Genomic DNA, 12,323 nt, shown 5'->3' on the forward strand with positions numbered 1-12,323 from the left:
TGACGAATGTGTTGTTATAATTTAGTTTAGTGTATTTTGCCGATTTTCAGTAGGAGTGAAAAAAATATGGATAGAGAAGCAAGATTGAAACGACAATCGAAAATCAGAAACTTTTCGATTATTGCTCATATAGACCACGGTAAGTCAACATTAGCAGACCGTATTTTAGAAAAAACAAATGCGTTAACACAGCGAGAAATGAAAGCTCAGCTTTTAGATTCGATGGATTTAGAACGTGAACGTGGAATTACCATTAAATTAAATGCTGTGCAGCTTCAATACAAAGCAAAAGATGGAGAAGAGTATACTTTTCATCTAATTGACACACCGGGACACGTCGATTTTACATATGAAGTGTCGCGAAGTTTAGCCGCGTGTGAAGGTGCTATTCTAGTAGTAGATGCAGCTCAAGGTATTGAAGCTCAAACACTAGCAAACGTATATTTAGCGCTTGATAACAACCTTGAAATTTTACCTGTCATTAATAAGATTGACCTGCCGAGCGCAGAGCCAGAGCGAGTGCGCCAAGAGGTTGAAGACGTAATTGGATTAGATGCATCGGAAGCTGTATTAGCTTCAGCTAAAGCAGGAATCGGAATCGAAGAAATTTTAGAACAAATTGTTGAAAAAGTTCCTGCTCCTGAAGGGGATCCAGATGCACCGCTTCAAGCGCTAATCTTTGATTCATTTTATGATGCATACCGAGGTGTAGTTGCATCTATTCGTATCGTACAGGGACGAGTAAAAGTAGGCGACAAAATTAAAATGATGGCAACAGGAAAAGAGTTTGAGGTAACGGAGCTAGGTGTGTTAACGCCAAAAGCCGTTGCTAAAGATGAACTTTCTGTTGGCGACGTAGGGTTTTTAACAGCAGCTATTAAAAATGTTGGAGATACGCGAGTAGGGGACACGATTACTCTTGCCAAAAACGGAGCAAGTGAACCTCTTCCTGGCTATCGTCGTCTGAATCCAATGGTATACTGCGGACTGTATCCGATTGATACAGCGAAGTATAACGATCTTCGTGAAGCACTAGAAAAGTTAGAGCTAAATGACTCTGCACTTCAGTTTGAGCCAGAGACGTCTCAGGCCTTAGGGTTTGGTTTCCGATGTGGATTCTTAGGACTGCTTCACATGGAGATTATCCAAGAGCGTATTGAGCGTGAATTTAAAATTGATTTAATTACAACAGCTCCAAGCGTTATTTATGACGTATATTTAACAGACGAGACTCATCTGTCTGTAGATAACCCTTCTAATATGCCGGACCCACAAAAGATTGAACGCGTGGAAGAACCGTATGTGAAGGCCACAATGATGGTACCAAACGATTATGTTGGTGCTGTGATGGAGCTTTGTCAGAAGAAGCGAGGCAACTTTATTGATATGCAGTACTTGGATGCTAATCGCGTGAGTATTGTATACGAAATTCCGCTGGCTGAAATTGTATATGATTTCTTTGATCAACTAAAATCAAATACAAAAGGCTACGCGTCGTTTGACTACGAGCTTATCGGATATCAGCCTTCGAAGCTTGTGAAGATGGATATTCTCTTAAACGGTGAAACGGTCGATGCGCTGTCCTTTATCGTTCACAGAGATTCAGCTTATGATCGTGGTAAAGTCATTGTAGAAAAGCTTAAAGAGCTTATTCCACGTCAACAGTTCGAAGTGCCGATTCAAGCGGCAATCGGTCAAAAAATTGTGGCGCGTTCAACAATTAAAGCCATTCGCAAAAACGTTTTAGCAAAATGTTACGGAGGAGATATCTCTCGTAAACGTAAACTTCTTGAAAAACAAAAAGAAGGTAAAAAACGTATGAAGCAGGTCGGTTCTGTTGAAGTACCGCAGGAAGCATTCATGGCTGTGCTTCGCATGGACGAAGATTAATAGCTGAAATTCTATTATTTAACATGTCAAATTAGTTTTGAAAATGAAGCGAATCTGATACGATAGTAAAGAGTTTTGAGCGCTGTAAATAAGTGTGAACGAACATAGATAAAAATACCGCAGAGAGACTCTGCGGTATTTTTATCATTTATAAATGTGATTGAGGTGAAAGTCCATGGTGAAGGCAGCATATCTGCATATCCCGTTTTGTCATCATATTTGTCACTATTGTGACTTTAATAAAGTGTTTTTCAAAAATCAGCCCGTTATGCCGTATTTGGAAAGCATGCGAGAAGAAATGAAACAAACAGTCGAACGTTATCCAACGACCAATTTGAACACGATATTCGTTGGGGGTGGAACGCCCACAGCCTTAGATGAACAGCAGCTGGAGTATTTTTTAGAATCCATTCGTATGTATCTTCCTTATGATGAGAAAGGTGAGTTTACATTTGAAGCGAATCCGAATGAATTGACAAAAGAAAAGCTTCAGCTTCTCCATGACTATGGCGTGAATCGTTTAAGTATTGGTGTACAAACGTTTAATGAAAGGTTATTGGAGAAAATTGGACGTGTGCATTCAAATAGGCAGGTATTTGATTGTATTGAGCAAGCGAGAAAGATTGGAATGTCGAATATAAGCTTAGACTTAATTTATAGCTTGCCGGAACAAACGGTAGCTGATTTTTCTTCTACGCTTCAAACCGCTTTTTCATTAGAGGTAGAGCATATGTCTGCCTATTCGTTAATTATTGAACCTAAAACGGTATTTTATAATTTAATGAATAAAGGGAAGCTGCCGCTGCCTGCTCAAGAAGAAGAAGCAGCTATGTATGAGCTGCTTATGAAAGAAATGGACAAACAAGGTTTTCATCAATATGAAATCAGTAATTTCGCAAAGTCAGGCTACGAGAGTATTCATAATCTAACATATTGGAACAACGACGATTATTACGGAATTGGTGCAGGCGCACATAGCTATATTGACGGAATAAGACGAGCAAATATTGGACCATTAAAAAAGTACATTGATTCAGTCGAGCAAAAAGGAAATGCATATCTTAATGAAGTGAGCGTGACCGAGGCTGAAAAAATGGAAGAAGAAATGTTTTTGGGTCTTCGTAAAACGAAAGGAGTCTCAAAAGAGGAGTTTAAGCAAAAATTCAATCGAGAATTAAAAGATGTATTTGGAGAACCTATTCAAGAATACAAAGAGAAAGGACTTTTGGGTGAAGACAATAGCTCCGTCTTTTTAACACATAATGGTCGATTTTTGGGGAATGAAGTTTTTCAAGCCTTTATTGGGATAATCTAATACCAAATCGTTGACATCGCTATAGTGATTTGGTAATTTATTATTAGATTTAGCACTCAGAGTTTTAGAGTGCTAACAGAGGTGATGAAGCGTGCTTACTGATCGACAGTTATTAATTTTACAAGTCATTATTGATGATTTCATTCGATCTGCGCAGCCGGTAGGCTCTCGAACATTATCTAAGAAAGAAGAGTTTAATTTTAGTTCGGCTACGATTCGTAATGAGATGTCAGACCTAGAAGAACTTGGATTTATTGAAAAAACTCATACTTCTTCAGGGCGCGTTCCGTCTGAGAAAGGCTATCGTTATTATGTTGATCACCTAGTGTCCCCGCAGCACTTGAAAGCAAGCGATGTTTCTACAGTACGTTCGGTATTTGCTGAGCGCATTGTAGAACTGGAGCAGCTCGTTCAAAAATCAGCGCAAATTTTATCTGATTTAACGAGTTTAACGTCCATTGTGCTAGGGCCAAAAGCGGTCAGCCATAAGTTAAAACAGCTGCAGATTTTACCTTTAACGGCTCAGTCAGCTGTTGCCATTATTGTGACTGATACAGGACACGTTGAAAGTCGGACGATTACGTTACCGAGCAGTATTCAACCTTCCGATATTGAAAAGATGGTTAACATTTTGAACGAAAAGCTCATCGGCGTTCGCATTACTGATTTACATGATAAAATGTACAAAGAAGTAGCGACGCTCTTAAAAAGCCACATTCAAGGGTATGAGCAGACGATGGATATACTCAATGATGCATTAAAGCTCAACATGAATGGCAAATTAGTAGTTGGCGGCAAAACGAATATGTTTGCTCAGCCGGAATTTCATGATCTTAATAAAATTCGCGGGCTGTTCAACATTATTGAACATGAGCAGCAGTTTTATAAGCTGCTAAGCCCAAATGAGGCTGGCATACACGTGAAAATTGGTCATGAAAATAAGTTGAATGAAATGGTAGGCTGCAGCTTAATTACAGCTAGTTATTCTTTTGGTCACGAACAGCTCGGCACAATTGCTATACTGGGACCGACCCGCATGGAATATGCGCGTGTGATTAGTTTGCTTACACTGCTATCATCAGATATGTCTCAAGTGTTAACAAACTTGTATAAAGAATAAAGGAATCGGGTGGAATATATTACTTCCATCCTTTCCCTGTGATAAAATAAAAATCGTTGTTTAAAATGTGAAAATGTGTGTAAACATTTAAGGGAGGTGAATGAATTGTCAAACGAAAAGCAAGTAGAAGAACAAAACGAAGAAGTGGTTGAAGAAGTTCAAACAGAAGCTGCTGAAGCAACTGAAGCTGAAGCGTCTGAGGAAGTAAACCCTCTTCAACAAGAAAATGATCAATTAAAGCAACAGCTTGAAGAAGAAGAGAATCGCTACTTACGTCTACAAGCTGATTTCGATAATTTCCGTCGTCGTTCACGTCTCGATGCAGAAGCTGCTCAAAAATACCGTGCTCAATCATTGGTTGCGGATATTTTACCAGCACTTGATAACTTTGAACGTGCATTACAAGTTAACACAGCGGACGAACAAACCAAATCTGTGCTACAAGGTGTAGAAATGGTATACCGTCAATTGGTAGAGGCACTTCAAAAAGAAGGTGTTGAAGCAATTGAGTCAGTTGGGAAAACATTTGATCCATACGAGCATCAAGCAGTGATGCAAGTAGAAGACGATGAATACGAACCGAACACGGTAGTAGAAGAGCTTCAAAAAGGTTACAAATTAAAAGATAAAATCATCCGCCCTGCGATGGTTAAAGTGAATCAATAACACTACATATTATGAAGGAGGTCATTGTCAATGAGTAAGATCATTGGTATCGATTTAGGTACAACTAACTCTTGTGTCGCTGTATTAGAAGGCGGCGAACCAAAAGTAATTCCAAATCCAGAAGGAAACCGTACAACGCCATCAGTTGTGGCATTCAAAAACGGTGAGCGTCAAGTTGGGGAAGTAGCGAAACGTCAAGCTATTACAAACCCTAACACAATTATTTCAGTTAAACGTCATATGGGTACAGACCATAAGGTGGAAGCTGAAGGCAAGCAATACACGCCTCAAGAAATGTCAGCTATCATTCTTCAACATTTAAAAGGTTATGCTGAAGAGTATTTAGGTGAGCCTGTAACAAAAGCTGTTATCACAGTTCCTGCTTACTTTAATGATGCTGAGCGTCAAGCAACAAAAGATGCTGGTAAAATTGCTGGTTTAGAAGTAGAGCGTATTATTAACGAGCCTACTGCAGCAGCGCTTGCATACGGATTAGAAAAAACAGATGAAGATCAAACAGTTTTAGTTTATGACCTTGGTGGCGGTACGTTTGACGTATCTATTCTAGAACTTGGCGACGGCGTGTTTGAAGTTCGCGCAACTGCAGGTGACAATCGCCTTGGTGGTGACGACTTTGACCAAGTAATCATCGACTATTTAGTAGCTGAATTCAAAAAAGAAAACGGCGTTGATTTAAGCAAAGATAAAATGGCGCTTCAACGTTTAAAAGATGCGGCTGAAAAAGCGAAAAAAGATTTATCAGGCGTAACATCTACACAAATTTCTTTACCATTTATCACTGCTGGAGAAGCTGGTCCTCTTCACTTAGAAGTATCTTTATCACGTGCTAAATTTGACGAGTTATCAGCAGGTCTTGTTGAACGTACAATGGCCCCTGTGCGTCAAGCTTTAAAAGATGCAGGTCTTTCTGCAAGCGAACTTGATAAAGTAATCTTAGTTGGTGGTTCAACTCGTATCCCAGCGGTACAAGATGCAATCAAAAAAGAAACTGGTCAAGATCCTCATAAAGGTGTAAACCCTGATGAAGTAGTTGCACTTGGTGCAGCAATTCAAGGTGGCGTATTAACTGGTGATGTAAAAGACGTTGTATTACTAGACGTAACGCCTTTATCACTAGGTATCGAAACAATGGGTGGCGTATTTACAAAGCTAATTGAGCGTAATACGACAATTCCAACAAGTAAATCACAAGTATTCTCAACGGCTGCAGATAGCCAAACGGCTGTAGATATTCACGTTCTTCAAGGTGAGCGTCCAATGTCTGCAGACAATAAAACGCTAGGACGTTTCCAATTAACAGACATTCCTCCTGCACCACGCGGAGTACCTCAAATCGAAGTATCATTCGATATTGATAAGAACGGTATCGTAAACGTTCGTGCAAAAGATTTAGGTACAAACAAAGAGCAGGCGATTACAATTAAATCTTCAACTGGTTTATCAGATGACGAAATCGAACGCATGGTAAAAGAGGCGGAAGAAAACGCAGATGCTGATAAGCAACGTAAAGAAGAAGTGGAACTACGCAACGAAGCAGATCAACTAGTGTTTACAACTGAAAAAACATTAAAAGATCTTGAAGGAAAAGTAGAAGAAGCTGAAGTAACAAAAGCTAACGAAGCAAAAGATGCTTTAAAAGCTGCGATTGAAAAGAATGACCTTGAAGAAATCAAAGCGAAAAAAGATGAACTTCAAGAAATCGTTCAAGCGTTAACTGTAAAATTGTATGAGCAAGCTCAACAAGCTCAGCAAGCAGGTGAACAAGGCGCTCAAAATGATGATGTTGTAGATGCAGAGTTTGAAGAAGTAAACGACGACAAAAAATAATGCATCTTGACGACTAACGTGAATGACGCCATGGTGCGATTCACATCTTTTTAAAAAGTCAAAGTCAAGCTTATTTCTTGGCTTTGACTTTTTTAACGTGGAAAAGCGAAAGGGGAAGTTTTTCTCTTGGCTCTCTGCGTGCACGTGAGCAATAGAAAGTAACTTTTATGTTGCTATGGAATTATTAATAATGATACAATTACGTTTATGTGAAACGATTCGGGAGTGAGTATTGATGAGTAAGCGAGATTACTATGAAGTACTCGGTATCAGTAAGAGCGCTACAAAAGATGAAATAAAAAAAGCATACCGCAAGCTTTCTAAACAATATCATCCAGATATTAATAAAGCGGAAGATGCTGCTGACAAATTTAAAGAAGTAAAAGAAGCATATGAAGTATTGAGTGATGACCAAAAAAAAGCACAATACGATCAATTTGGTCATACTGATCCAAATCAAGGCTTTGGCGGCTTTGGTGGAGGCGGCTCAGACTTTGGCGGCTTCGGCTTTGAAGATATTTTCAGCTCGATCTTTGGTGGTGGTGGTCGCAGACGTGACCCTAATGCTCCGAGACAAGGTGCCGATTTACAATACACGATGACACTTTCTTTTGAAGAAGCTGTTTTCGGAAAAGAAACAACAATTGAAATTCCACGTGAAGAAACGTGTGAAACATGTCACGGTTCAGGTGCAAAACCTGGAACAAAAGTTGATACATGTTCGCACTGTAATGGTTCAGGTCAGTTAAACGTTGAACAAAACACGCCGTTTGGTCGCGTGGTAAATCGACGTGCGTGTCATCATTGTAATGGTACGGGAAAAATCATTAAAGACAAATGTGCAACGTGCCACGGTGACGGTAAAGTAACAAAACGACGTAAAATTAATGTTAAAATTCCAGCTGGTGTAGATGATGGTCAACAGCTGCGCGTTAGTGCTCAAGGAGAACCAGGGGTAAATGGTGGTCCTCCGGGAGATTTATACGTAGTGTTCCACGTGCGCACTCATGAATTCTTTGAACGTGATGGAGACGATATCTACTGCGAAATGCCTTTAACGTTTGCTCAGGCAGCACTAGGTGATGAAGTAGAAGTACCAACTCTACACGGCAAGGTGAAGCTGAAGATTCCTGCTGGTACACAAACGGGGACGAAATTCCGTTTAAAAGGAAAAGGTGTGGCAAACGTACGAGGGTATGGTCAAGGAGATCAGCATATTCACGTTCGCGTTGTAACGCCAACAAAAATATCAGAAAAACAAAAACAATTATTGCGTGAGTTCGCTGAACTGAGCGGTCAAGAAGCCGTTGATGAGCAGCATGATTCCTTTTTTGCAAAAGTAAAACGAGCAATTAAAGGAGAATAATTGTCTTTCATAATAAACAGAGACAGGTTGGTAAAGGTACTTTGCCAACCTGTCATCTGTCATGTTCATATTTAAAATCCTATATTACTGAAGGCAGAAAGGATGAAGTTGGTAGCAATGAAATGGTCTGAAATTTGTATTCATACAGCGCAAGAAGCAATTGAACCCATCTCTCATATTTTACATGAATCAGGAGCTAGCGGGGTAGTCATTGAAGATCCTGCTGATTTAGTGAAGGACAGAGATACAACTTTTGGTGAAATCTATGATTTAAACGTAGAAGACTACCCAGAGGAAGGTGTAGTGATTAAAGCATACCTTCCAGTTAACAGCTTTTTAGCAGAAACTGTGGATGGTATCAAAAAAGAAATTAATGGACTGCTTGTTTACGACTTTGATTTAGGAGCTAACAAAGTTACGATCAGTGAAGTGAACGAGGAAGAGTGGGCCACTGCTTGGAAAAAATATTACCACCCTGTGAAAATTTCAGAGCGTTTTACGATTGTACCAACTTGGGAAAACTATGAAAAAGTAAGCACAGATGAATTGATTATCGAGCTTGATCCCGGAATGGCTTTTGGTACAGGTACGCATCCAACGACGGTTATGTCTCTTCAAGCATTGGAAAGAACAGTGAAAGCAGGAGATACCGTTATTGACGTGGGTACAGGCTCAGGAGTGCTAAGTATTGGCGCAGCCCTGTTAGGAGCAAGTAATGTACAAGCTCTAGATCTTGATGAAGTAGCCGTACGTTCTGCCCGCGAAAATATTGAACTGAATCAAGTTGGAAATATCGTAACAGTAGGTCAAAACAACTTATTGCAAGGCATAGAAGGGCCGGTTGACATTGTTGTGGCGAATATTCTAGCTGAGGTAATCGTTCGTTTTGTAGACGATGCTGCAAAGGTATTAAAGCCAGGAGGCATGTTCATTACATCAGGTATTATTAGTGCGAAAAAAGAAGATGTCAAAAAAGCGTTAACGGGAGCGGGCTTTGTTATTCAAGAAGTAACGCTTATGGAAGACTGGGTAGCAATTATTGCGCAAAAACAAGCTTAACAAGTGAGAAGGTGTCAAGATGCAACGTTATTTTCTGCCAAATGATCAATTTCAAGAGCAAAGTGTCACAGTGATACAAGATGATGCCCATCATATCTCACGCGTCATGAGAATGAATGAAGGATCACAGTTTATTGCCTGTAATGAACAGGGGCAAGCTGCTTTGTGTGAAATTGAAAATATTTCCGCTAACGAAGTGAAAGCATCTATTATAGAATGGATAAGCGAAGAAAAAGAGCTTCCAGTCCATGTTACAATTGTGAACGGTCTGCCTAAAGGGGATAAGCTCGAGCTTATTATCCAAAAAGGGACAGAACTTGGAGCGTATAGGTTTATCCCTTTTATTGCGGCTCGTTCAGTTGTTAAATGGGATGATAAAAAGAGTCAAAAAAAAGTAGATCGCTGGAACAAGATTGCTAAAGAGGCTGCAGAACAATCTCATCGTACGATTGTACCAGCAGTAGAAGCCCCAATTTCTTTTAAGAAACTAGTAGAAATTAGCGGTGACTATACTCATAAAGTTGTAGCCTATGAAGAAAGAGCAAAGCAAGGAGAAACATCTCATCTGCATGCTGTTCTTTCAGCTTTAAAACCCGGCAATTCCGTGCTTGTGGTTGTAGGCCCCGAGGGTGGTTTGACCGAGCAGGAAGTAGAAGTATTAGAAGAAAATGAATTTACAATAAGCGGATTTGGTCCGCGGATTTTACGAGCAGAAACAGCTCCATTATATGCGCTGTCTGCTATATCTTATCAAACTGAGTTAATGAGGTGACGATTATGTCAACAGTTGCTTTTCACACGCTAGGGTGTAAAGTAAATCACTATGAAACAGAAGCAATTTGGCAATTGTTCAAAGGCCAAGGCTATGAGCGTGTTGAATATGAACAAACTGCCGATGTATATGTAATTAATACATGTACGGTAACAAATACAGGAGATAAAAAGAGCCGTCAAGTTATTCGCAGAGCTGTGCGAAAAAATCCAGATGCGGTTATTTGTGTAACTGGATGTTATGCTCAAACTTCGCCAGCTGAAATTATGGCCATTCCTGGTGTTGATATCGTAGTAGGTACACAAGATCGTGTTAAGATGCTTGAGTATATTGAACAATTTAAAAAAGAGCGTCAGCCGATTAACGGTGTAGGAAACATTATGAAAACACGCGTATATGAAGAGCTAGATGTACCGGCATTTACAGACCGTACGCGTGCTTCGTTAAAAATTCAAGAAGGCTGTAACAACTTCTGTACATTCTGTATTATTCCATGGGCACGCGGTTTAATGCGATCTCGTGATCCTAAAGAAGTAGTAGCACAAGCACAGCAGCTAGTGGATGCAGGCTATAAAGAAATCGTGTTAACAGGTATTCACACTGGCGGATACGGAGAAGACATGAAAGATTACAATCTTGCACAGCTTCTTCGTGATTTAGAGTCTCAAGTAAAAGGATTAAAACGCATTCGTATTTCGTCAATTGAGGCAAGCCAAATTACGGACGAAGTGATTGAGGTACTAGATCAATCAGAAATGGTTGTACGTCATTTGCATATTCCTCTTCAATCAGGTTCAAATACGGTATTGAAGCGCATGCGTCGTAAGTATACAATGGAGTTCTTTGGCGAGCGCTTAAACCGTCTTAAAGAAGCTCTTCCTGGATTAGCGATTACATCAGATGTGATTGTCGGCTTCCCAGGTGAGACAGAAGAAGAGTTTATGGAGACGTATAACTTTATTAAAGAGCACGGTTTTTCAGAGCTTCACGTATTCCCGTATTCTAAACGTACAGGTACGCCAGCAGCTCGTATGACCGACCAGATTGATGAAGAAGTAAAAAATCAACGTGTGCACCGTTTAATCGAACTTTCAAACCAATTGGCAAAAGAATATGCTTCAACGTTTGAAGGAGAAGTACTGGAAGTAATTCCGGAAGAAAAATATAAAGAAGATCCTGAAAGTGGTTTATATGTAGGATATACTGATAACTACTTAAAGGTTGTGTTTAAAGCGTCTGAAGAAATGGTTGGAAAGCTTGTAAAAGTGAAAATTTCAAAAGCTGGATATCCTTATAATGAAGGTGAGTTTGTTCGCGTGCTAGATGAGGTTCATCTTCAAGATCATGTGAAAATGAGCTCATAACACTTATTGGAAAGCTGCGTGTTTGCGCAGCTTTTTTCATACGTATAAAACAGCTGAGCGAGTAATGTTTTATCAAGAAAGTTCATAAAATAAAGGGGGAATAACTGCATTACTTTATGTAAAGCGGTTGACCTTAAGGAATCATTATATTATAATTGCAAAAGACATGTCTAACATGTCATTTCATTATGATGTTAGTGGTTTTGTTCGGAGGGAGGGAATTAGAATGTCAAGAACAGTTGTTCGTAAAAACGAATCGCTTGAAGATGCTCTTCGTCGCTTCAAACGTTCAGTTTCAAAAACTGGTACGTTACAAGAAGCAAGAAAGCGCGAATTCTATGAAAAGCCTAGCGTAAAGCGTAAGAAGAAATCTGAAGCTGCTAGAAAACGCAAGTTCTAATAAGAGGGTGGATTTATGAGTCTTCTCGAGCGTTTAAATAGTGATATGAAACAAGCGATGAAAAACAAAGAGAAAGAGAAGCTTGGGGTCATTCGTATGGTCAAAGCATCTCTTCAAAACGAAGCCATTAAGTTAGGCACTGACCTAACTGAAGCAGACGAGTTGACGGTTATTTCTCGCGAATTCAAACAACGTAAAGACTCCCTCCATGAATTTGAGAAAGCAGGTCGTCAAGATCTTGTTGATAAAATTCATTCTGAATTAGCGGTTTTAGAAGTTTACGCTCCTAAACAGCTAACTGAAGAAGAGTTATCTGAAATTATTAAAACGACGATTGAAGAAACGCAGTCTTCCTCTAAAGCTGATATGGGGAAAGTTATGGGAGCGCTTATGCCGAAAGTAAAAGGCAAAGCGGATGGCTCTCTTGTTAATAAGCTTGTCCTTCAACACTTATCATAAAAAACACCTTACCTTGTGTAAGGTGTTTTTTATATGGATAACAATCGAACGTATGTTTTATTTT

The 12,323-nt window shown here is 39.6% G+C and carries 11 protein-coding genes; all 11 read left to right on the forward strand.

Annotation, left to right across the window (positions count from 1 at the left end; translation table 11 throughout):
• The first annotated feature begins 66 nt into the window (after nt 1–66).
• A complete protein-coding gene (lepA, locus tag SCI76_RS17690) occupies nt 67–1,890 on the forward strand; it encodes a translation elongation factor 4 (RefSeq protein WP_013059246.1) in 1,824 nt (607 codons plus the stop codon).
• A 175-nt stretch (nt 1,891–2,065) separates the two neighbouring features.
• Nucleotides 2,066–3,205: a radical SAM family heme chaperone HemW gene (hemW, locus tag SCI76_RS17695; RefSeq protein ID WP_047749825.1), complete on the forward strand. Its 1,140-nt coding sequence runs from the start codon at nt 2,066–2,068 to the stop codon at nt 3,203–3,205.
• A gap of 91 nt (nt 3,206–3,296) precedes the next feature.
• Nucleotides 3,297–4,325 carry a heat-inducible transcriptional repressor HrcA gene (gene hrcA / locus SCI76_RS17700; RefSeq protein WP_013059244.1) on the forward strand — a complete coding sequence of 343 codons (1,029 nt, stop codon included), beginning with the start codon at nt 3,297–3,299 and terminating at the stop codon, nt 4,323–4,325.
• Between the two features lie 105 nt (nt 4,326–4,430).
• Nucleotides 4,431–4,991: a nucleotide exchange factor GrpE gene (gene grpE, locus SCI76_RS17705; protein ID WP_028411655.1), complete on the forward strand. Its 561-nt coding sequence runs from the start codon at nt 4,431–4,433 to the stop codon at nt 4,989–4,991.
• Between the two features lie 30 nt (nt 4,992–5,021).
• Nucleotides 5,022–6,839 carry a molecular chaperone DnaK gene (gene dnaK, locus SCI76_RS17710; RefSeq protein ID WP_014458181.1) on the forward strand — a complete coding sequence of 606 codons (1,818 nt, stop codon included), beginning with the start codon at nt 5,022–5,024 and terminating at the stop codon, nt 6,837–6,839.
• Between the two features lie 235 nt (nt 6,840–7,074).
• Nucleotides 7,075–8,205 carry a molecular chaperone DnaJ gene (gene dnaJ / locus SCI76_RS17715; protein ID WP_013059241.1) on the forward strand — a complete coding sequence of 377 codons (1,131 nt, stop codon included), beginning with the start codon at nt 7,075–7,077 and terminating at the stop codon, nt 8,203–8,205.
• Nucleotides 8,206–8,322: 117 nt separating this feature from the next.
• Nucleotides 8,323–9,264 (forward strand): 50S ribosomal protein L11 methyltransferase, encoded by a 942-nt coding sequence (gene prmA / locus SCI76_RS17720; RefSeq protein WP_028411654.1) that lies wholly within the window; start codon nt 8,323–8,325, stop codon nt 9,262–9,264.
• A 19-nt stretch (nt 9,265–9,283) separates the two neighbouring features.
• Nucleotides 9,284–10,036 (forward strand): 16S rRNA (uracil(1498)-N(3))-methyltransferase, encoded by a 753-nt coding sequence (locus SCI76_RS17725; RefSeq protein ID WP_033579675.1) that lies wholly within the window; start codon nt 9,284–9,286, stop codon nt 10,034–10,036.
• Between the two features lie 5 nt (nt 10,037–10,041).
• The gene (gene mtaB, locus SCI76_RS17730; protein ID WP_221831987.1) at nt 10,042–11,400 is read left to right on the forward strand and encodes a tRNA (N(6)-L-threonylcarbamoyladenosine(37)-C(2))-methylthiotransferase MtaB; all 1,359 of its coding nucleotides are present in this window, start codon (nt 10,042–10,044) and stop codon (nt 11,398–11,400) included.
• A 226-nt stretch (nt 11,401–11,626) separates the two neighbouring features.
• A complete protein-coding gene (gene rpsU / locus SCI76_RS17735) occupies nt 11,627–11,800 on the forward strand; it encodes a 30S ribosomal protein S21 (RefSeq protein ID WP_013059237.1) in 174 nt (57 codons plus the stop codon).
• Nucleotides 11,801–11,815: 15 nt separating this feature from the next.
• Nucleotides 11,816–12,259 carry a GatB/YqeY domain-containing protein gene (locus SCI76_RS17740; RefSeq protein ID WP_013059236.1) on the forward strand — a complete coding sequence of 148 codons (444 nt, stop codon included), beginning with the start codon at nt 11,816–11,818 and terminating at the stop codon, nt 12,257–12,259.
• The last annotated feature ends 64 nt before the right edge of the window (nt 12,260–12,323 follow it).

Source organism: Priestia sp. HNGD-A6, assembly GCF_045784335.1.
Classification (GTDB): Bacteria; Bacillota; Bacilli; order Bacillales; family Bacillaceae_H; genus Priestia; species Priestia zanthoxyli.

Excerpts from the sequence above, each read along its gene's own strand:
- rpsU (WP_013059237.1), top strand. The coding sequence starts at position 11,627 with ATGTCAAGAACAGTTGTTCGTAAAAACGAATCGCTTGAAGATGCTCTT.
- mtaB (WP_221831987.1), top strand. The coding sequence starts at position 10,042 with ATGTCAACAGTTGCTTTTCACACGCTAGGGTGTAAAGTAAATCACTAT.
- hemW (WP_047749825.1), top strand. The coding sequence starts at position 2,066 with ATGGTGAAGGCAGCATATCTGCATATCCCGTTTTGTCATCATATTTGT.
- lepA (WP_013059246.1), top strand. The coding sequence starts at position 67 with ATGGATAGAGAAGCAAGATTGAAACGACAATCGAAAATCAGAAACTTT.
- dnaK (WP_014458181.1), top strand. The coding sequence starts at position 5,022 with ATGAGTAAGATCATTGGTATCGATTTAGGTACAACTAACTCTTGTGTC.
- SCI76_RS17725 (WP_033579675.1), top strand. The coding sequence starts at position 9,284 with ATGCAACGTTATTTTCTGCCAAATGATCAATTTCAAGAGCAAAGTGTC.
- dnaJ (WP_013059241.1), top strand. The coding sequence starts at position 7,075 with ATGAGTAAGCGAGATTACTATGAAGTACTCGGTATCAGTAAGAGCGCT.
- prmA (WP_028411654.1), top strand. The coding sequence starts at position 8,323 with ATGAAATGGTCTGAAATTTGTATTCATACAGCGCAAGAAGCAATTGAA.
- SCI76_RS17740 (WP_013059236.1), top strand. The coding sequence starts at position 11,816 with ATGAGTCTTCTCGAGCGTTTAAATAGTGATATGAAACAAGCGATGAAA.